Source organism: Pseudomonas sp. MF6394 (genome assembly GCF_002018845.1).
Classification (GTDB): domain Bacteria; phylum Pseudomonadota; class Gammaproteobacteria; order Pseudomonadales; family Pseudomonadaceae; genus Aquipseudomonas; species Aquipseudomonas lactis.
In genome coordinates, this window is record NZ_MVOJ01000009.1 from 1 (window position 1) to 19,210 (window position 19,210).

Here is a 19,210-nt window from a genome sequence, read left to right on the forward strand (position 1 = left end):
GGGCACACCGAGCCTAAGCGAGGTGCCGAGTGGTGGGGCAAGAGCGTTTTGCTTACTTTTGCGCTGTTCAAAAGTGAGCCGCCGTCAGGGCGGAACCCTAAGTGGCCGTTACCTAAATAACGGATATCTACCCGGTCCAACGGTGTTGACTGTTAGGCCGCCTTCGCAGGCAAGCCAGCTCCCACAGTTTGATCGCGGGGTGCCAGGTAGATGGGTGTTGGCTGTGAGGTCGTCACGGGAGCAAGCTCCCTCGCCACAGGTTTAGCGTTGTGCCGAAGTTGTGTAGATACCTCTGCTGCGATGGCCATATACCAGCGCCCGATGGGTAGACTGCCAGGCCGCCTTCGCAGCCAAGCCAGCTCCCACATTTGACCCGTGGCATGTCAGTTAATAATTGTTAAGGCACATGCGCTGAAATGGAGCCGGGATTAACCGGCGCCAGGCAGGTACAATAGTGGCCCCCTTTTGTTACGGCCCTTGTCATGACTGACCCCATACGCCTCTCCAAACGCCTTATCGAACTGGTCGGTTGCTCCCGTCGGGAGGCTGAGCTGTTTATCGAAGGCGGCTGGGTCTCGGTGGACGGCGAAGTGATCGACGAGCCGCAGTTCAAGGTCACTGACGAGAAAGTCGAGCTGGACCCGGAAGCTAAAGCCACCGCGCCAGAGCCGGTGACCATCCTGCTGCACGCCCCCGCAGGCGTGGATGCTGAAACCGCCATGGCCTCGATCAGCGCCGATACCCTCTCTGAAGAACACCGCTTCGGCAAGCGTCCGCTCAAGGGCCACTTCCTGCGCCTGAGCGCCAGCGCCGACCTGCAAGCCAAGGCCAGTGGCTTGCTGGTGTTCACCCAGGACTGGAAGATTCTGCGCAAGTTGACCGCCGATGCCGCCAAGATCGAGCAGGAATACGTGGTGGAAGTCGAAGGCGACATGGTTGCCCACGGCCTCAACCGCCTGAACCACGGCCTGACCTACAAAGGCAAAGAGCTGCCTGCCGTCAAAGCCAGCTGGCAGAACGAAAACCGCCTGCGCTTTGCGATGAAAAACCCGCAACCCGGCGTCATCGCGCTGTTCTGCGAAGCGGTTGGCCTGAAAGTCATCGCCATCCGCCGCATTCGCATCGGCGGTGTGTCCATCGGCAAGGTGCCGGTGGGTCAATGGCGTTACCTGTCCGGCAAAGAGAAGTTTTAAGCCGTTCCCCTTTTCCCGACACCGCCTGATTCCGGCGGTGTCATCCGTTGAATACCAGGATTGCCCACCATGATTCACAACGACGTACTGCGCAGCGTGCGCTACATGCTCGACATCAGCGACAACAAGATGGTCGAGATCATCAAGCTCGGCGGCATGGACGTGACCAAGGACGATCTGCTGACCTACCTCAAGAAAGACGAGGAAGAAGGCTTCGTGTTCTGCCCGGATGACGTCATGGCCCACTTCCTTGATGGCCTGGTGATTTTCAAGCGCGGCAAGGACGAAAGCCGTCCACCACAGCCGATCGAAACCCCGGTGACCAACAACATCATCCTGAAAAAGCTGCGCGTGGCCTTCGAACTGAAGGAAGACGACATGCATGCCATCCTCAAGGCAGCGGAGTTCCCGGTGTCCAAGCCAGAGCTGAGCGCGCTGTTTCGCAAGTTTGGTCATACCAACTACCGCACCTGTGGCGATCAGTTGCTGCGTAACTTCCTCAAGGGCCTGACCTTGCGGGTCCGTGCCTAAGCCATGAGTTACCAGGTCTCGCCCATCGGCTTCGTACGCTCCTGCTTCAAGGAGAAGTTCGCCATCCCGCGCCAACCGCAACTGGCACCGGCTGCCCGTGGCGTGCTGGAGTTGGTGGCGCCGTTCGACCAGGGCGAGGCGGTGCAGGGGCTGGAACAGGTCAGCCATGTGTGGCTGCTGTTTCTGTTTCATCAGGCCCTGGAAGACAAACCACGCCTGAAAGTGCGCCCACCACGCCTGGGCGGCAATACGTCCATGGGTGTGTTTGCTACCCGTGCGACCCATCGTCCCAATGGCATCGGCCAGTCGGTGGTGAAACTGGACAAGGTGGAGCCGGGGCGGCTGTGGATTTCCGGCATAGATTTGCTCGATGGCACGCCGGTGCTGGATATCAAACCGTATGTGCCGTATGCCGATAGCGTTGATGCGGCCACCAACCACATCGCCAGCGATGCGCCCGCGCTGATCGGCGTGCAATGGCTCAAGGCTGCACTGCAACAGGCGCAAGGTCACGCCCAACGCCTTGGTGAACCGTTGGTAGAGTTGATTGATCAGTGCCTGGCGCAAGATCCGCGACCGGCCTACCAAACGCCCGGCCCTGAGCGTGAATACGGTGTGCGCTTCTGGGACGTGGATGTGCGCTGGCACTACCCGGAGCCGGGGATGATTTGTGTGCTGGAAGTGGTTCCGGCGCAGTAAATCGCAGAAACGCAAAAGCCCGCGCTGCCTTCACAGGCAACGCGGGCTTTTCTTTGCAACACATTCAACTGTAGGAGCGAGCTTGCTCGCGAAAAACGAGCAGGCACCGCGTTCAGTCAAGATGCCAGCGTTATCGTTGACGGTCTTCGCGAGCAAGCTCGCTCCTACAAGTGACCCGAAGTCACTTTTCGACGAACGCACGCTCGATCAGGTAGTCACCCGGCTCACGCATCCGTGGCGAAACCTTCAGGCCGAAGCTGTTCAGCACTTCGCTGGTCTCATCCAACATGCTTGGGCTGCCGCACAGCATGGCGCGGTCGTCCTCGGGGTTGATGGGTGGCAGGCCGATGTCGCTGAACAGCTTGCCACTGCGCATCAGGTCGGTCAGGCGGCCTTCGTTCTCGAACGGTTCGCGGGTCACGGTCGGGTAGTAGATCAACTTGTCACGCAGGGCCTCACCGAAGAACTCGTTCTGCGGCAGGTGCTCGGTGATGAATTCGCGGTAAGCGACTTCGTTGACGTAGCGCACGCCGTGGCACAGGATGACTTTTTCGAAACGCTCGTAGGTCTCTGGGTCCTGGATCACGCTCATGAATGGGGCGAGGCCAGTACCGGTGCTGAGCAGGTACAAATGCTTGCCCGGCTTCAAATCGTCAAGCACCAGGGTGCCTGTCGGTTTTTTGCTGATGATGATCTCGTCGCCTTCCTTCAGATGCTGCAACTGGGAAGTCAGCGGGCCATCGGGCACCTTGATGCTGAAGAACTCCAGATGCTCTTCCCAGTTCGGGCTGGCAATGGAGTAAGCGCGCATGAGCGGGCGGCCGTTGGGCTGTTGCAGGCCGATCATCACGAACTGACCGTTCTCGAAGCGCAGGCCCGGATCGCGGGTGCACTTGAAGCTGAACAGAGTGTCGTTCCAGTGATGAACACTGAGGACACGCTCGTGGTTCATGTTGCTCATGTACGGGGGACTCCTGGAAATGGGTCTGCGCCAAAGGTAGGAATGCGCAATTGCACAGCATTCTAATGGCGGCGACAATATCTGTTAACTGGATTATTAAGATAAGGGTTATCGGTTATATCGATATGCGATTTACTCTCCGTCAACTGCAAGTTTTCGTCGCCGTCGCCCAGCAGGAAAGCGTCTCGCGCGCTGCTGGCCTTCTGGCCTTATCTCAATCCGCCGCCAGCACCTCAATTACCGAGCTGGAGCGTCAATCCAGCTGCCAATTATTCGACCGCGCCGGTAAACGCCTAAGCCTCAACGCCCTTGGTCATCAGCTATTGCCCCAGGCTGTGGCATTGCTGGACCAGGCCAAGGAGATCGAAGACCTGCTCAACGGCAAGTCTGGCTTCGGCTCCCTGGCGGTCGGCGCGACGCTGACCATCGGCAATTACCTGGCGACGCTGTTGATTGGCAGCTTCATGCAGCAACACCCCGAGAGCCAGGTAAAGCTGCATGTGCAGAACACTGCGCATATCGTGCACCAGGTGGCGCACTACGAAATTGACCTGGGTCTAATTGAAGGCGACTGCAGCCATCCGGATATCGAGGTGCAAACCTGGGTAGAAGATGAGCTGGTGGTGTTCTGTGCGCCCCAGCATCATTTGGCCAAGCGTGGCGTGGCCACCATGGACGAATTGACCCACGAAGCGTGGATTCTGCGGGAACAGGGCTCGGGCACGCGTCTGACCTTCGACCAGGCCATGCGTCATCACCGCAGCGCACTGAATATCCGCCTGGAGCTGGAGCACACCGAGGCGATCAAACGGGCAGTAGAGTCGGGCTTGGGGATTGGCTGCATTTCGCGGCTGGCGCTGCGCGATGCCTTCCGCCGTGGCAGCCTGGTGCCGGTGGAAACCCCGGACCTGGACCTGGCGCGGCAGTTCTACTTCATCTGGCACAAACAGAAGTACCAGACCTCGGCGATGCGCGAGTTTCTCGAACTGTGCCGCGCCTTCACCGCTGGGGTGCAGCGCAGCGACGAGATCGTGCTGCCGAGTATCGCCTGATCGTCAGATCAGGATCACGGCCCATACCAGGGTGATCATGGTCAGTGCCACGAATTGGGCGGCGCTGCCCATGTCCTTGGCGTTCTTGGACAGCGGGTGACGGTCCAGGGAAATACGATCAATGGCCGCCTCTACCGCTGAGTTGAGCAATTCGACGATCAGCGCCAACAGGCACACTGCAATCAGCAGCGCCCGTTCAACCCGGCTGACCTGCAGGAAAAAGCTCAGGGGGATCAGGATGACGTTCAGCAACACCAATTGGCGGAATGCCGCCTCGCCAGTGAAAGCTGCACGCAGGCCATCCAGGGAATAGCCCCCTGCGTTGAAGATACGTTTGATACCGGTTTGACCCTTGAAAGGCGACATAGATGTAGGCAACTGAACCAAAGAAGTGGGGAAGCTAGATCACGCAAAGTCAAAAAAGCGTGAAGCGGCTGTAACTTAATGTTGCGAGATCGACTCAAGTTGCTGCAACAGCAACGCCGCCTGGGTGCGCGTACGCACGCCCAGCTTACGGAAAATCGCCGTAACGTGGGCCTTGATGGTCGCTTCGGACACACTCAACTCGTAGGCAATCTGCTTGTTCAACAACCCTTCGCAAACCATGGTCAATACCCGGAACTGCTGGGGCGTCAAGCTGGCCAGGCCATCGCGGGCGGCCTTGGCTTCATCGGACACATTGATTTCTTCAAACGCCTGGGGTGGCCAGGACACATCGCCGTCCAACACCGTACGCACGGCTTTCTGGATATCTTCCATCGCGCTGGACTTGGGAATGAAACCGCTGGCGCCAAACTCTTTGGAGCGCACCACCACATCGGCTTCTTCCTGGGCCGAGACCATCACCACCGGTATTTGCGGGTATTGCCCACGCAGCAGCACCAATCCGGAGAAACCGTAGGCGCCCGGCATGTTCAGGTCGAGCAACACCAGGTCCCAGTCGGATTTTTCGGTGAGGCGGGCTTCCAGTTCGGCAATGCTGGCCACTTCGACCAGACGTACATCGGGGCCAAGGCCCAAGGTTACGGCCTGATGCAGTGCGCTGCGAAACAGCGGGTGGTCATCGGCAATCAGGATTTCGTATGTGGCCATTGGTTAAATGATCCTGTTTTTTATGGGAGCCCTGATGGGTTCAGGGTTCACCAATACACGAGGCGACGGCCAGGCAGCGATCGCCACAGGGCCCGTTCAACGTCAAAAACACCTGAAACGACGTCGATAATTCACGGTTGCACCCAATCGGCGCACAGCATGCCCAGCGTAGCCTGGAGGGTCAAGCACTACGCCCGTGGGGATTTTAGCGGGTTGCGGGCTTACAGTGCCATCATGCAAACGTCGTCTGGTTATACCGCCGGGATGTAGGGTGCAAGGCGCGTATGCACGGTGTCCGCTGCATCCAGTGGCAGTTGAAACTTGGCAGCCAGGTAATGGGTGCTGAACACATCAAGGTAGGCATCCAGCACTTCGCTGGCGGCCAAATCATCGGCCAGTTCCAGGCACAGCGCCGCCACCTCGGCGGTGCAGAAATGGTCATCGCGCTTGGAGCGCCGTAGTTTGTAGCGCGACAACTGCTCGGGCGCCAGGCTCAGCACGGGTAAATGTTCCAGATAGGGGCTTTTGCGAAACATCTTGCGCGCTTCGCTCCAGGTACCGTCCAGTAGAATAAACAGCGGGCGCTTGCCCTCCTCCACGCACACTTCACTGACCACCCGTTGCGGCGCCACGAATTCACCGGGGAATACGATGTACGGTTGCCACTGCGGGTCGGCCAGCAACCTGAGCAGCTCGGGGTCGACTTCGGTGCGCGACCAGGCGAACGCGGTGGTGTCGTGTATGACATCGGCGATCAGCCAGCCCGTGTTGCTGGGTTTCATCGGCTCTACGTCATGCATCAACAGGCACATGGCGGACTTGGCTTCTACCTGCGGCCGCCAGGCACATAGGCAGTATTCAGGAATGACCCGACAGCCGGGACAGCGCTCAGCACGCGAACCCCGATTGAGAAACGGCCTGACGGCACGCGCCAGACGCTGGGTACGCAAACGGGAGACGGCGTGGCTCATCGGGCACGCGGCGAAGAAAAGGAAATCGACACGGAACAAACTCGTGAAAAACAGAAGTCCCGCAGTTTACCAGCGATACGCCTGGCTGTAGTGGCAAGGGCTCACCTATAATTGCGCGCCACTGAACGCACAGCCCAGTGGCTGGTCTATGCACCAGTAACCGAATCAGGAGAGTTTCATGCTGCGTTCCATGCTGCGCCTTGTTGCCCCATCCGTCGCCCTTGCGCTGGCCTTGCCTATGGGCGCCCATGCGGCCTCGCTGCTGGAGGCTCAAATGAACAAGAAGCTGCAAAGCGTCGCGGCTGAAAGCAACAAGGACCTGCCCCGGGAAATCGATGAAAAAACCCTGGAAGTCGCCTACACCGTTGAAGGCATGCAGTTGATCGATCACCTCAGCGTGCTGCCTGACCGTGCCGAACAAATGCGCGCCAACCCCAAGGCTGTGTATTTCCAGCTGGGCCGCAGTGTGTGCACCAACCCAGGCTATCGCGAGCTGATGGCCAAGGGCGCAGTGATGCGCTATGAAATCACCGAGAACAAGACCAATCGCCCGGTGGCTTCGGTCAAGTTCGCAGAGTCCGATTGCCCGGCGCCAGCGAAGAAGAAAAAGTAACCTCTGCTTGACCCTCCCGCGCTGCTTCCCAGCGGCGCGCACGCTTGCTCTGCGTTTGCCACCAACGACTAAACTGCGTAATGAGCCACCAATAAGCGGTTGCCAGCCAAGGGTTTTTCGGCCCATGATCAGTTCATCCCAGATGCCCGCCCACCACAGTTTTTAATGCTGTTCTGTCATATTTTCAGGGCAAAAAAGGCCTGCCCTCCTGCGGCATGCCGCGACACAAGCAGTGTCGTGGCCCAGGCGACGTTTTCGTCGACTACCCAGGCCCTGTAAAGAAGGAGAAATTGAATGCCTTATGAATCAGATGATTTGCTGCTTCGTCATTTTGAAGAAAACGGGACCGACCTCACTCAGCAGGTCGACGCACAAATTCAGTTGATCGCCCCCAACAGCCCGAATATCCCTCTTTATCGAGACATGATCCTCACCGTCCTGCGCATGGCCCAGGACGACCGTGATCGCTGGAACGCCAAGATCACCCTGCGCGCCATCCGTGAACTGGACCATGCCTTTCGCGTTCTCGAACAATTCAAGGGCCGGCGCAAAGTCACGGTATTCGGCTCGGCGCGTACACCAGTGGAAAGCCCCCTGTATGCGCTAGCCCGAGAAGTGGGTGCGGCGTTGGCACGTTCCGACCTGATGGTCATCACCGGTGGCGGTGGCGGCATCATGGCTGCTGCCCACGAAGGCGCGGGCCTGGAGCACAGCCTGGGGTTCAATATCACCCTGCCCTTTGAACAGCACGCCAACCCGACCATTGATGGCACCGACAACCTGCTGTCATTCCACTTTTTCTTCACCCGTAAGCTGTTCTTCGTCAAAGAAGCCGACGCGCTGGTGTTGTGCCCTGGCGGTTTCGGCACCCTCGACGAGGCATTGGAAGTGCTGACCCTGATCCAGACCGGCAAAAGCCCGCTGGTGCCGGTAGTGCTACTGGATGCGCCGGGCGGTGGGTTCTGGCAAGGCGCCCTGGACTTCATCCGCAGCCAGTTGGAAGCCAATCGCTATATCCTGCCCACCGACCTCAAACTGGTCCGCCTGGTCTACAGCGCCGAAGAGGCCGTGGACGAAATCAACCAGTTCTACGCCAACTTCCACTCCACCCGCTGGCTTAAGCGTGAGTTTGTGGTGCGCATGAATCATCCCCTGAGTGAGCGCGCCCTGGCCCATATGCAACAAGCATTTGCCAGCCTGCGGCTCAGCGGCGAGTTCCAGCAACTCGCCTACACGGGCGAAGACCATGACGAACCGAGGTTCAGCCATTTGACGCGCCTGGTGTTCAATTTCAACGGTCGCGATCAGGGGCGGCTGCGGGAGTTGGTGGATTACATCAACCTGCCGGAGAACTGGGCGCAGGCTCAGGGCAAGGCGCAGCAACGGATGACGCCAGAGACAGCGTGATTTTTTACAGGCGAAAAAAAAGGCCCACTATTTTCATAGTGGGCCTTTTGTTTTTTGGTGTTCAGTCGTCCATACCCCGACCGCTCAATAAGCGGCTGATCATGTCCATCGAAAACCCGCGATAACTCAAGAAACGACCTTGCTTGGCACGCTCCCTGGCATCAATTGGAAGGTGGCCCGCAAACTTGCGGCGCCAGGTTTCCTCCAACTGCGACTGCCAACTGATACCGCACTCACGTAGCGCGAGGTCGATATCGGCACGTTGCAGGCCACGTTGGCTCAGCTCTTCACGAATCCGCGCAGGGCCGTAACCGGAGCGCGCTCGGTAAGACACAAAGCTTTCAAGGTAACGGGCTTCCGACAACAGCCCTTCTTCCGTCAACCGGTCGAGGGCTGTTTCGATCATCTCAGGCTCTGCACCGCGCTGACGCAGCTTACGTGTCAGCTCGACTCGACCATGCTCGCGGCGAGCGAGCAGGTCCATCGCAGTGCGCCGAACGGCGACGAGTGTATCCAGTACAACAGTCATCGTTTGCTTCAGATGTCAGTGTCGGCTTCTTCCACTTCTTCAACCGGCTCACGGTTGGCAGCCGCTTTTACATCTGGCGCGGCAGTCAGCAGCTTGTCGCGGATCTGCTTCTCAAGCGTGGCAGCGATATCCGGATTGTCCGCCAGGAACTTGGCCGAGTTGGCCTTGCCCTGACCGATCTTGCTGCCGTTGTAGGCATACCAGGCACCGGACTTCTCGACGAAACCGTGCAGCACGCCCAGGTCGATCATCTCGCCGTTCAGGTAAATACCCTTACCGTAGAGAATCTGGAACTCAGCCTGACGGAATGGCGGCGCCACCTTGTTCTTCACAACCTTGACGCGGGTTTCGCTACCAACAACCTCGTCGCCTTCCTTCACCGCGCCGGTACGGCGGATATCCAGACGGACCGAAGCGTAGAACTTCAGCGCGTTACCACCGGTGGTGGTTTCCGGGCTACCGAACATCACGCCGATCTTCATACGGATCTGGTTGATGAAGATCACCAGGCAGTTGGCGTTCTTGATGTTACCGGTGATTTTACGCAGCGCCTGGGACATCAAGCGGGCTTGCAGGCCCACGTGCATGTCGCCCATTTCGCCTTCGATTTCAGCCTTGGGCACCAGGGCCGCCACGGAGTCGACCACGATCACGTCGATGGCGTTGGAGCGCACCAGCATGTCGGTGATTTCCAGGGCTTGCTCGCCGGTGTCTGGCTGGGAAACCAGCAGGTCATCAACGTTGACGCCCAGCTTACCGGCGTATTCAGGATCCAGGGCGTGCTCGGCGTCGACGAACGCACAGGTGGCGCCCATTTTCTGCGCCTGGGCAATCACCGACAGGGTCAGGGTGGTTTTACCGGAAGATTCAGGACCGTAGATTTCAACGATACGGCCTTTTGGCAGGCCGCCAATGCCGAGCGCGATGTCCAGACCCAGAGAGCCAGTGGAAATAGCCGGGATCGCCTGACGGTCGTGATCGCCCATACGCATTACGGCACCCTTGCCGAATTGACGTTCGATCTGACCCAGGGCCGCAGCCAAGGCTTTCTTCTTGTTGTCGTCCATTAAAGTCCTCACGTAATCAATAAGGCCTGACGGCCAACACCTGTATAAGTAGACAGTATTGTTCCACAAAGATCGGTGATCGCCTACCCCTGATTGTCTATTTCTGCTGCAGCTCGTCGCAACAAGCCCTCCAGCGCGGCTTTCACCGTTTGTCGGCGGACCTCGTCGCGGTTGCCGGGGAAGTGCGCAAGCTCGGCGGTCACCTCGTCGCCCACCGCAAAGGCCAGCCAAACGGTGCCCACCGGCTTGTCCGGCGAGCCGCCATCGGGGCCGGCCACACCGCTGACCGCCACGGCAAATCGCGCCAGGCTTTTTTCCTGCGCGCCGCGGGCCATCGCTTCCACCACTTCCTGGCTGACGGCCCCGACTTTGGCAAACAGCTTTTCCGGCACATTCAACTGTCGGGTCTTCTGTCGGTTGGAATAGGTGACATAGCCCGCCTCGAACCAGGCCGAACTGCCCGGGATCCGCGTGATGGCTTCGGCAATACCGCCGCCGGTACAGGACTCGGCAGTGGTGACGTGGGCACTGAGCACCTGCAAACGGCGCCCCAGTTCGGCAGCCAGTTGAGTGATTTCCTTCACGGTCGTCTCCAGGAATGGGCGGGGGTTCGCCTACCCTACAGGAGCCTATCGGCCATGCAAGATACAGAGTGCATCAAGAGGCTAATGCGCGACGGCCTGCACCTGCCACACATGCACCATGCGCCGGCACACACCGACCGAGCGAAACGCACCTAGGAAACGCATAGCACTGCCTTCGCCCGCGCCCACAACTGCAAACGGTCGTCCAGGCCATTGAGGCCGCCATTGATGCGGCGGGTGATGGTGGTGAACTGGTCTTTGTCGGCGAGCTCGTTGAGACCGTTGCTTTGCCAGAACCAGGCGGCGGATTCGCAGGCCCATTGTGGCTGCTCCAGCAACTGCGGTTGTCCAAGCAAGCGATCGTCACCGAACAGCGCTTGGCTGCATGCCATGTAATTGCGGCGCCCGGTGATCTGGATCAGCCCCCTGCCCCGATACATTTGCCCATCTCCGTCCGCTTCGGGGGTGTTGCCCAACCGCGCGGCCAAGCTGCCAGTGTCGTACTTGCTCAGGTATTGATCACTGCCCAATTCGCGCACGTACTGCAACTGGGCAGACTCGTGGCCAACTTGGGCGAGGAAGGCGGCAACGCGACGGGCCGTATTGATCTGGTGTGCAGCGAAGGCCGCATTTAGAAAGGTTAAAAAAAAGCCCGCGCGAAGGCGGGCTCCAGGCATGACACCCAGAAGCTGAGCATGTGTGATGACCATGGGTTTTACTCTAAGGAAGCCTCTACACCGACAAACCGCTGGCCTGGACCGTACTCCGATAGCCACCTTTGCGTTCGCCCCTGGATTTCACCGTTTTAATCGACCAGCGCCCTTGCATGAACCCCGGCCACGACTCATCCAGCAGCAACAGGCCTTCAGCAGCCAACGAAGGATTGCCAGGGCAGACCACATCAATCTGCAACCCTTCACGCCCCACGCGGCGCATCTCTCCCTGCGCCGCTGAGCGCGCTTCGTCCTCGCTCTGGTATCGCTGTGTCACCACTTTGAAGGGAGCGACGCCCACCTGGACGACATGCTGTTTGCCGCCTGCGGCATCCCACCATGAGGTTTGCGCGCCGTTGTATTTGGCACGGCTGGTGTCGGTGAAACTGGCGCTGATGAACGCACGCTCGCCTGGACGATTGTCATGAGTAATCGACAACCGCACATCCGGCATTGCCTTGCCCGACAGTGTCTTGATCTGGCCTTTACGCCCCAGTACATACAGCTCATCGACAGGCTTGGCCACCGCATCGAAGCGCTTGGCCAAGCGCGTGAGAAAAGCCATGTCGCTTTCATTGGTCTGATCGATGTGTGCGATGGGCTCACCGTCGAGTTCAGGCGCCACACGCGGTGAAAAACCGTACCGAGTGGTCAGTTGACGAAACAGCGCACCCAGGGTTATCGGCCCATGGCTGGCGGTGCGGCGCTGTTTGAATTCGTGCTCGTCGAACGGTGCCGCCGTGGCCACCAGCACCAGTCGCAATGGGAACATCGAGGGCGTGCGCTGGGTGATCTTGAACACGCCCTTATCCACCAGGCCCGATTCCAGGTAGCCGATACGCAGGCCAATTTTGCCGCCCAGATCGGGCAGCCCTTCAAGCCCCTCGATATCGAGGGTCAACTTCAGTTGATCAGATACAAACCCCGATGCGTCGGTGTGTTCCCATTCCAATAGCCGCTCGTTAAATAGCGCGGCATTGGTTCCGTAAAGCTCCACTACAGGTGTAAAACCGAGTGCCATAATGGCTCCTTAATCCCAGGCGGAAACCGGTCGACTTGCGACCGGTTGCGCATCCAATTCGGGCACCAGCACACTGACGCCCGCAGGCAGTACTGCGCCCTGTTCGGCCAACTCCGGATTCAAGCGCCACAACGCCTCTTCTGCGGCATCATCACTGCGCCCCAGTTGGCGGTAGAGCAACAGGTTCACCGAGTCGCCGGCAATACTTCGAACCCTACGCATTGACGAACTCCTCCAGTACCAACGACCAATTGATCACCATGGCCGTACCGTCGTCGATCACGCTGGTTTGTTTTTCACTGATCGACTTGATGGTCCATAGCCCCCAGTTACGCCCTAATCCGTCCACCAAAGGCAACGGCGTCCGCAGGGCCTGCAGGGCGCGCAATTCATCCAGGCGCGCCATGCCCTTGGCGCGCGCAGCCTTGCCGCCCAATGCCAGCGTTTCGAGCCCCTGGCCGACCTGGCTGGATTTAGGTTTGCCGGCAATGATGTCGAGACTGACCCAGCCCCCGCTGCTACCACGATCAAGCGTGTCGTAGGCGAATCCACGGGACAGCCCGAAAATAAAAGTACCCAAGACCATCTGTTGTCGCATCACACAGCTCCATCGGTGAGTGCTGCGCCGCGTCGGGTCGCCAGCAGGTTGTCCATCGACAGCGGGGTAAATTGCGCTTCGATCTGTTGCACCACGAGCGCCGCCAGTTGTTGATGGCTGGCTTGCTCAGGCGCGGTGATGGTGATTTGCGGGGCGAAGTTGATTTGGCGGTTGTCGGCTTGAGGGGCGTTGAGGTTTTTGCTGACCTCTGTGGGGGATGGCAGGCGATCGCCCGTCCCCATCACTTTTTCAGCAAGCCACGCACCGACGTCACTGCCCACGAAAGTGCCCACGGCACCACCGACTACCTTACCGATTGCGCCCCCGGCGACGCCGCCCATCACCCCGCCCAACACTGTGCCGGCACCCGGAACGACCGAACCGATAACAGCTCCCGCCAGCGTGCCGACCGCACGACCAATCGCCATCCCCGCCACATCACCAACGACACCGCCGGCAACACCGCCGCCGATAGAGCCCACGCTGGTGCCAACCGCTTGCCCCAGGTTTCCGGTCATCGCGCCTCGCGTCATCTCGACACCGGCCTGGGCCACCACCAAACCCAGGGCCCCCCCTTTGGCCAGCGTGCTCACCTTCGCCGCTTTGCCAGAGATGCCAGGGCCGGAAGCAGGCGGGCGATTACCGCTGTGCTCGTCATTGCTCGGGGCTTTGCGCTGGCTGTCCGGCGGTGTGGTTTTATTCCCTGCTGCCGGCCCCTCTCCGAGCACTTTCCCTGCGACCTTTTCGAAAATCTTGTCCTTCACGGCACCGAAAACACCGGAAACCACCGGGATCAGCACCGCCCCCGCCAGGGTGACGGCTGCGGCAGCCTTGGGCAGGCCTTCCGCGAGCCAAGCCACGCCACTGACCAGGCCGTTCATTGCGGTCAGCGAGGTATCCACAACGGGGGCCAACGCTGTATCAGAGGCGGTGCTCAAGCGTGTGGTACTGGCTTCGTAGGCTTGCCGACGTGCGTAAGTAGAGTCCGCACGAACCGCGGCCGAACGCAGCACCGAACCTTGGTCGCCCAGCGTCGAAGTGGCGTAGGTGGATTTTTCTGCGACCAGCGAAAAGGCCTGTTTCACGCTGTCGATCACCGGTACCAGGCTCAGAATCGTCTGGTTGCCGTCGAACAACTGCGTCGCCAGCACCGCCTGCCTTTCAGCGGGTTGCGACTTGAGCGCCTCCAGCACCGTAAGCACGGCCTGTGGGGCGTCCTGTTTCATGCCCGCTGCGAGTACTTTTGGATCAAGCTTGAGCTCTGCCCAGGCACTGCGTTGCCCTGCAGAGGCGTTGTCGCCTTTAGCCAGGACGGCGCTGATTTTTTCCAGCCCGGCACCAGCAACAGCCTTGCTGTTACCTGCGCTCAACAATGCCGCCGAAAGCGCTGCTGCCTGTTCGGGGCTCATGCCCGCAGCCTTCGCGGCAGCGCCCTGGAGTTGCACAATAGCGCCGATATCCGCCGATTCGGCCTTGAGCGATACCTGAGTGCCCAGCACGTTTGTTGCGTCGGCAAGGTCCAAGGCTTGTGCGCGATCAAGGTGCATGGACTCGCGCCAGCCGCCCATGAGTTCGCCGGCATTTTTGACGTCGATCTTGAACGCGGTCGCCATGATTGCGGCGTCGCGGGTGAACTGCTGCAGGTCTGCCTGGCGCCCAACGGGGTCAATATTGCCTGAAGCGTCCTTACGATCGCTGCCAATACCTGTGCGGGCGGCGGCATACTCGACCTTAGCGAGGTCGACGGCGCTGGCACCACTGGCGGCCACCACCGGCTCAGATGCCATGGCAAGGTTGGCTTCGCGCAATGCCTTGCGCTCATTGCGAGTAAACCTCAACAGTTGATCAAGGTCGGTCATCGCGGCGTCCAGCGCCTGCGAGGGTGTACGCTTGTCGGTAGCCGCGGTGGTCTTCGTACCCTCTGCGTTCCCGGCAGCTTCGGCTTGCCGGGCGTCCATCACCTTGAGCAACGAGACGTTGAACAGCTCCAGCGTATCGACCAACCGTACCTGCCCGTCCGCCAGATGCTTGATCTGCAAGCTGGCATCGGCCAATGCCAATGCCAAATTCGCCGCACTCCCCGGTGCCTCCAGCGGGCTAGCCAGGGTTTGCGCCATAGGCTTGAGGCTGGCTTGTGCCCCTGCCATTGCAAGTGAGCCCTGAGTCATCACGCCTTCCTTGGCAATGGCTGACCCCGCTCCATGGTTACTGTCTGCCATTGCGCTCTACTCCTGTTTAACGCCAAGACGACTGATTGCGATGTCGTAGCGGCGCATTGCTTTGCCGGCTTCCCAGTCGAGGATTTCCGCTTCGCTTACCGAGTAAACCAGCGGCACTACATCGAGGATCACTTCGATGTCGCGGTCCGAAAGAAGTCCGCCGGTTTGTTTAAAAAATCGTCAATGCGCTCCTGCAGTTCGGACCAGTCGGGCACGGTCAGGCCGGCAAGATCGGGAATCATCAGGCCGGTGCAGTGAGCGGTGATGAACTCGGCCCGGTCTTTGTTAGTGGCGAGTTTTTTCATCACCTTGGTAGCGCGCAAGGCGGGCATTTCCAGGGTGACGCTGGTGAGAGTGCGACCGCTCGCGTCCAGCGGCAGCAGCAGGGCAACCTGTTCGCACGTCAACGACTCGCGCGGGCTATCGGTTTGCGCGAGAAAAAACGATGCAGGTCGGGTCGACATTTCGTGTACGTACTGCGCAATGCTCACGTAGTCCGGGCGCTTGAGTTGGTCGAGCTCTTTTTCCGACAGGCCGGTGGCGAGTTTCGCCAGTTCAAAGAACTGGTCGTCCTCGTCATCACCGGCCCGGGCCAGCGCGTCTTTTTGGGCGGCGTAGAACAACGGTTTGAGTTGAACCTGCTCGATCGTCGCGCCGGTGTCGGCGGTGATCGGGGACAGCAGGACGTGCAACGGAGGCATCCAGGCCATGGGGCAATTCCTTGTTGAGCGGTATGGAAAAGTGCGAAAAATCTAAACCTGAGCACGGCCCCTGTGGGAGCTGGCTTGCCTGCGATGGCATCCACTCGATGCTCCAGGGATACCGAGTCGCCTGTATCGCAGGCAAGCCACCACCTTGACCGTGCTCGCTTCAGATTGCGCCGGCCCTTAAGGCATCAGCACAGCGCGGCGGGCATCGCCAAGAATGTCGACGCCGTTGAGCACGAACTTCTGGGTGCGCACGTCGATGTCGATCACTGGAATGCCATTTTCCAGACGGTTGTAGGTACGGCAGGACAATTCCAGAGTGGTGACCGGCTTGGCGTTCATCGTCAGCGCCGTCTCGGCCAGGGACTTCAGCTTGCCGCCCACGGTGTGGTACGTGAAGTAGGTCTTGCCGTCCTGATCCTGACCGGCTTCACGCACGTTCAACAGGATGTCGTCACCCTGGGTGACGCCAAGCGCCAGCAGGACTTGGGCGCCAACACCTTGCAGTACCAGGGTTGCATTCAGCACCTTGGCGCTTTTGGCGACCTCCTCGGCGATGAAGCGTCCGCCAGTCATCGGGTCCATCTCGAACTCGATTTTCGGCGGCGTAAAGGAATCGACGGTTGCCGACAACGGCAGGCCTTGAAGGGTGGCCGCAATGGCCTGTCTGACTCGGTTGGTAAACATTAGAGAACGTCCTCCAGGAACTGCTCGATGATTTCATCGCGGGCGTTGAGTTGATAAACCATGTGTTCGTTCGGCGCGTAGCGGCCGTAGTCGATAACGATGAACCAGGTGCCGTTCTTGTACTTCTCGACGCTGTTCAGCTCCGGGTGCAGGTACACGCTGCCGCCGGGAATGGTTTCGTCGGCCACCAGGGTTTGCAGCCAGTCATTGATGCGCTTGACCTCCTGGTCCATGAAGGACTTGGTGAGGTTCTTGGCCATGGCTTTCTGGCCGGCCTTGACCAGCTTGCGGCTGATGGCATCTTCCAGGCCGACGTAGCTGATGAACTTGCCGGTGATGGAGCGGTTACCCAGCAGCGAGAAACCGCCGAGGATGGTGCGGGCGTAGTAGCTCACGCCGTAGCGGTTGAGCAGGTCGCCTTCGGTGGAGGTGTCGAGGATGTTGTACTCGACCACGCGAGAAACGTCCTCGGCGAAGGTCACCTGGTTACCTGGGCTTTCCCACTGCTTGACCTTGGCCAGTGCGGCGATGGCCAGCGAGGATGGCGACAGGAACACGTTTTTCTTCGCGGCTTTGGAGTACACCGACGGCATGTTGTGCACCAGCAGGCAACGGTCGAAGCCCAGGTCAGCCCCGCCCAGTTCGCCGCTGTAGGTCACTTGGTCGGCAACGGAAGCGTCCTTGCCATCGAGCACCACACGGGCCTTGATGCGTTTGCCGAACGAGGCGAACTCACCGGCTACGGCTTTGGTGCCCGTGAAGCCAGGGGCGCCGATGATGGTGAGGTCTTCAGGGACGCTGCTCAGGGCAGCCAGGCCCAGTTTGCGACCGGTGACCGGGTCGTTGCCGCCGATCACATTGTTGATCGTGTCGGCCGGGGTGGCGCCCTCTTCGACGATGACTACATAGACCGGCACCTTGACCACTTTGAGGATCTGGTACACCGCCTGGAACAAGGTGCCCGACTCAGTACCGGTGGGGTCCAGCAGCGCCTGGGTGGTGAAGCTGTTGATACGAAACGGCGCGTTTTTGGGGATCGACGCATGGGCATTCGGCGCAGTGCCGACCAGGCCAATGACGTTATCACCAAGGCCACCCATGGCCTCGGGGGATTCAGTGGCATTCACAGTGATGCCGTTGTGCTCGAAGTTCAGGACTTCTGCCATGGTTATTCAGCCTTCTTGGGGGTGGAGTTGAGGACGCTGGTCAGTTCCAGGCGGCCGGCGGTGCGCAGGGCGGATGCTTCGACGTCGAGCAGTTCCAGCTCCTCGCCAGCGGTGGACCAATGGCCGTTGCCGATGGGGAATGGGATGAGGACGGTGTAGGTTTGGCGGGTGGGCATGGGTGAAAATCTCCGGGTGGGAAACGCAAAAGCCCCTGCGGGGAGGGGCTTTGGGGAGGCGAAAAAAAACCGCTTTCGCGGTGGGGGTTACTTTTCTTCTGGCAAGGGGTAGCGCGCCTTGATTTCGGCTACTTTGGCTCGCCATTCTTTTTCCTTCTCAGCCGTACCGTCGAATTGCCATTCGAGGTACATCGGGTCAGCTTCGCTGACATAGGCAGAACGGCGGGCAGCAATAGTGCTAGCGAGTGCGGCTGCGGCCGTGGCGTTCTCGATCAGCGTCTGAGCGGCCTCATCGCTAAAGCCCAGACCTTTGAGGGTCTGCGGGCTGGCGGGTACGTTGATCAACGAGTCGCCCGCAGGGGTTACCAACTTTTCGATAAACAAAGTCATTTGATCACTCCTTAAACCTTGGCGGTATAGCGAATGTCGTTATCGTGGGAATAAGCCAAACGCTTCTCTTCGAGGGTTTTACCGAGCGCAACCTCTGCCTGAGCCAAGGAATAAGGTTTCACCGCCCAACGAACTTCCCAATCGGCGTTAACGTCATCCTTCATAGTCACTTCAGTGTCTAACTTGCTGTAATTAACAGGATAATCAAATGTTTTGGTGATGGTATAGCTCAGCCCACCCCTCAGGTACATCCCAGAAAACTGCGGAGCATTCGTTAGTTGTCCAGCGACCAAACCCAAGTACATGGGCTTGAGCCCAGTAACGGCACGTGCTGTACAAACCATGCCAAACGAAACACCTCTCACCGTTTCACGGTAAGTCTGGGAGATGCGCTTGATAGCTAGGAAGTTAGCATCACCGTTCCATATATACCCGACGCCCTCGAGTTGCAAGTTCAAGCCAGCGATGTGATAAATCCCCTCACCGAAGGGTGCTTTGTCACTGTCTCGATAAAATACCCGCGAGACGGTAATTTCTGTTTCACCCGCCTCGTTACCAGGCATAGTCCACCAAACAGGATAAAACACCTCGGTGGACAATCCAGTGAGGTCAATATCCTGTTTATAAAGCGCACGACCATTAATATCCTTAGCCTGCACACTATTACGCCAAGCAGTAAACTGACTCGAAGCGGCCTCTACCCGCGCATCAATCTTCCCAATTTGGTTGGTAACCGTCTCCGTAAGCTTATTACATGCATCCACAACTTTCGTGATAGTCGTTTCAAGTCCCATCATCAACTCCCTGTCAGTTAATCTTTCCAGCACTTTTGTC

25 protein-coding genes are annotated in these 19,210 nt (G+C 59.1%); 6 read left to right on the forward strand and 19 right to left on the reverse strand.

Annotated features, from left to right (window positions below):
* Nucleotides 1-482 precede the first annotated feature (482 nt).
* The 3 genes from MF6394_RS11495 (at nt 483) to tsaA (ending at nt 2,423) form a co-directional block, all read left to right on the forward strand.
* The gene (locus tag MF6394_RS11495) at nt 483-1,193 is read left to right on the forward strand and encodes an rRNA pseudouridine synthase (RefSeq protein ID WP_003189059.1); all 711 of its coding nucleotides are present in this window, start codon (nt 483-485) and stop codon (nt 1,191-1,193) included.
* Nucleotides 1,194-1,262: 69 nt separating this feature from the next.
* Complete coding sequence (locus tag MF6394_RS11500; protein WP_017529765.1) at nt 1,263-1,724, forward strand: DUF1456 family protein; 462 nt, start codon at nt 1,263-1,265, stop codon at nt 1,722-1,724.
* A gap of 3 nt (nt 1,725-1,727) precedes the next feature.
* Nucleotides 1,728-2,423, forward strand: a complete 696-nt coding sequence (gene tsaA, locus MF6394_RS11505; protein ID WP_047712715.1) for a tRNA (N6-threonylcarbamoyladenosine(37)-N6)-methyltransferase TrmO — start codon at nt 1,728-1,730, stop codon at nt 2,421-2,423.
* A 181-nt stretch (nt 2,424-2,604) separates the two neighbouring features.
* Here tsaA and fpr read toward each other — a convergent pair whose 3' ends face one another.
* Nucleotides 2,605-3,384 (reverse strand): ferredoxin-NADP reductase, encoded by a 780-nt coding sequence (gene fpr, locus MF6394_RS11510; RefSeq protein WP_003189055.1) that lies wholly within the window; start codon nt 3,382-3,384, stop codon nt 2,605-2,607.
* A 125-nt stretch (nt 3,385-3,509) separates the two neighbouring features.
* Here fpr and MF6394_RS11515 point away from each other — a divergent pair, with 125 nt between their 5' ends.
* On the forward strand, nt 3,510-4,436 hold the full coding sequence (locus tag MF6394_RS11515; protein WP_003189054.1) for a LysR family transcriptional regulator: 927 nt from the start codon (nt 3,510-3,512) through the stop codon (nt 4,434-4,436).
* Nucleotides 4,437-4,439: 3 nt separating this feature from the next.
* Here the strand turns inward: MF6394_RS11515 and MF6394_RS11520 are convergent, their stop codons facing one another.
* From MF6394_RS11520 to MF6394_RS11530, 3 genes are all read right to left on the reverse strand, one after another.
* Nucleotides 4,440-4,802: a diacylglycerol kinase gene (locus MF6394_RS11520; RefSeq protein ID WP_003189051.1), complete on the reverse strand. Its 363-nt coding sequence runs from the start codon at nt 4,800-4,802 to the stop codon at nt 4,440-4,442.
* A gap of 75 nt (nt 4,803-4,877) precedes the next feature.
* Nucleotides 4,878-5,528: a response regulator transcription factor ErdR gene (erdR, locus tag MF6394_RS11525; protein ID WP_003189050.1), complete on the reverse strand. Its 651-nt coding sequence runs from the start codon at nt 5,526-5,528 to the stop codon at nt 4,878-4,880.
* Nucleotides 5,529-5,779: 251 nt separating this feature from the next.
* Nucleotides 5,780-6,499 carry a tRNA-uridine aminocarboxypropyltransferase gene (locus MF6394_RS11530; RefSeq protein WP_078466707.1) on the reverse strand — a complete coding sequence of 240 codons (720 nt, stop codon included), beginning with the start codon at nt 6,497-6,499 and terminating at the stop codon, nt 5,780-5,782.
* 178 nt (nt 6,500-6,677) lie between these two features.
* On the opposite strand from MF6394_RS11530, the gene MF6394_RS11535 reads away from it, so the two are divergent.
* Nucleotides 6,678-7,112, forward strand: a complete 435-nt coding sequence (locus tag MF6394_RS11535; RefSeq protein ID WP_044272210.1) for a PA3611 family quorum-sensing-regulated virulence factor — start codon at nt 6,678-6,680, stop codon at nt 7,110-7,112.
* 294 nt (nt 7,113-7,406) lie between these two features.
* Entirely contained in the window at nt 7,407-8,519 is a 1,113-nt protein-coding gene (locus MF6394_RS11540) for a TIGR00730 family Rossman fold protein (protein WP_047712713.1), read from the forward strand.
* Between the two features lie 61 nt (nt 8,520-8,580).
* Here the strand turns inward: MF6394_RS11540 and recX are convergent, their stop codons facing one another.
* The 15 genes from recX to MF6394_RS11605 form a co-directional block, all read right to left on the reverse strand.
* Nucleotides 8,581-9,048, reverse strand: a complete 468-nt coding sequence (gene recX, locus MF6394_RS11545; RefSeq protein ID WP_044272206.1) for a recombination regulator RecX — start codon at nt 9,046-9,048, stop codon at nt 8,581-8,583.
* Nucleotides 9,049-9,056: 8 nt separating this feature from the next.
* Nucleotides 9,057-10,115, reverse strand: coding sequence for a recombinase RecA (gene recA / locus MF6394_RS11550; RefSeq protein WP_003189042.1), 1,059 nt, complete (start codon nt 10,113-10,115; stop codon nt 9,057-9,059).
* Nucleotides 10,116-10,198: 83 nt separating this feature from the next.
* Nucleotides 10,199-10,699, reverse strand: a complete 501-nt coding sequence (locus MF6394_RS11555) for a CinA family protein (protein ID WP_020301157.1) — start codon at nt 10,697-10,699, stop codon at nt 10,199-10,201.
* A gap of 152 nt (nt 10,700-10,851) precedes the next feature.
* On the reverse strand, nt 10,852-11,409 hold the full coding sequence (locus tag MF6394_RS11560; RefSeq protein ID WP_044272204.1) for a glycoside hydrolase family 19 protein: 558 nt from the start codon (nt 11,407-11,409) through the stop codon (nt 10,852-10,854).
* A 22-nt stretch (nt 11,410-11,431) separates the two neighbouring features.
* Complete coding sequence (locus MF6394_RS11565) at nt 11,432-12,433, reverse strand: contractile injection system protein, VgrG/Pvc8 family (RefSeq protein WP_078466708.1); 1,002 nt, start codon at nt 12,431-12,433, stop codon at nt 11,432-11,434.
* A gap of 9 nt (nt 12,434-12,442) precedes the next feature.
* A complete protein-coding gene (locus tag MF6394_RS11570; protein ID WP_044272200.1) occupies nt 12,443-12,655 on the reverse strand; it encodes a tail protein X in 213 nt (70 codons plus the stop codon).
* Nucleotides 12,648-13,031 (reverse strand): phage tail protein, encoded by a 384-nt coding sequence (locus tag MF6394_RS11575; RefSeq protein WP_044272198.1) that lies wholly within the window; start codon nt 13,029-13,031, stop codon nt 12,648-12,650. Before MF6394_RS11575 ends, MF6394_RS11570 begins: the two co-directional genes overlap by 8 nt.
* Nucleotides 13,031-15,250 carry a phage tail tape measure protein gene (locus tag MF6394_RS11580; protein ID WP_044272196.1) on the reverse strand — a complete coding sequence of 740 codons (2,220 nt, stop codon included), beginning with the start codon at nt 15,248-15,250 and terminating at the stop codon, nt 13,031-13,033. Before MF6394_RS11580 ends, MF6394_RS11575 begins: the two co-directional genes overlap by 1 nt.
* 6 nt (nt 15,251-15,256) lie before the next feature.
* Nucleotides 15,257-15,382 (reverse strand): hypothetical protein, encoded by a 126-nt coding sequence (locus tag MF6394_RS34935; RefSeq protein ID WP_020301160.1) that lies wholly within the window; start codon nt 15,380-15,382, stop codon nt 15,257-15,259.
* Nucleotides 15,379-15,960: a phage tail assembly protein gene (locus MF6394_RS11585; protein ID WP_044272194.1), complete on the reverse strand. Its 582-nt coding sequence runs from the start codon at nt 15,958-15,960 to the stop codon at nt 15,379-15,381. Before MF6394_RS11585 ends, MF6394_RS34935 begins: the two co-directional genes overlap by 4 nt.
* A 177-nt stretch (nt 15,961-16,137) precedes the next feature.
* The gene (locus MF6394_RS11590; protein WP_044272192.1) at nt 16,138-16,644 is read right to left on the reverse strand and encodes a phage major tail tube protein; all 507 of its coding nucleotides are present in this window, start codon (nt 16,642-16,644) and stop codon (nt 16,138-16,140) included.
* Nucleotides 16,644-17,810 (reverse strand): tail protein, encoded by a 1,167-nt coding sequence (locus MF6394_RS11595; RefSeq protein WP_032877508.1) that lies wholly within the window; start codon nt 17,808-17,810, stop codon nt 16,644-16,646. Before MF6394_RS11595 ends, MF6394_RS11590 begins: the two co-directional genes overlap by 1 nt.
* A 2-nt stretch (nt 17,811-17,812) precedes the next feature.
* Nucleotides 17,813-17,986, reverse strand: a complete 174-nt coding sequence (locus tag MF6394_RS34270; RefSeq protein WP_003189022.1) for a hypothetical protein — start codon at nt 17,984-17,986, stop codon at nt 17,813-17,815.
* Nucleotides 17,987-18,073: 87 nt separating this feature from the next.
* A complete protein-coding gene (locus tag MF6394_RS11600) occupies nt 18,074-18,376 on the reverse strand; it encodes a hypothetical protein (protein WP_078466709.1) in 303 nt (100 codons plus the stop codon).
* An 11-nt stretch (nt 18,377-18,387) separates the two neighbouring features.
* Nucleotides 18,388-19,170, reverse strand: coding sequence for a phage tail protein (locus MF6394_RS11605; protein ID WP_069557386.1), 783 nt, complete (start codon nt 19,168-19,170; stop codon nt 18,388-18,390).
* Nucleotides 19,171-19,210: the final 40 nt, after the last annotated feature.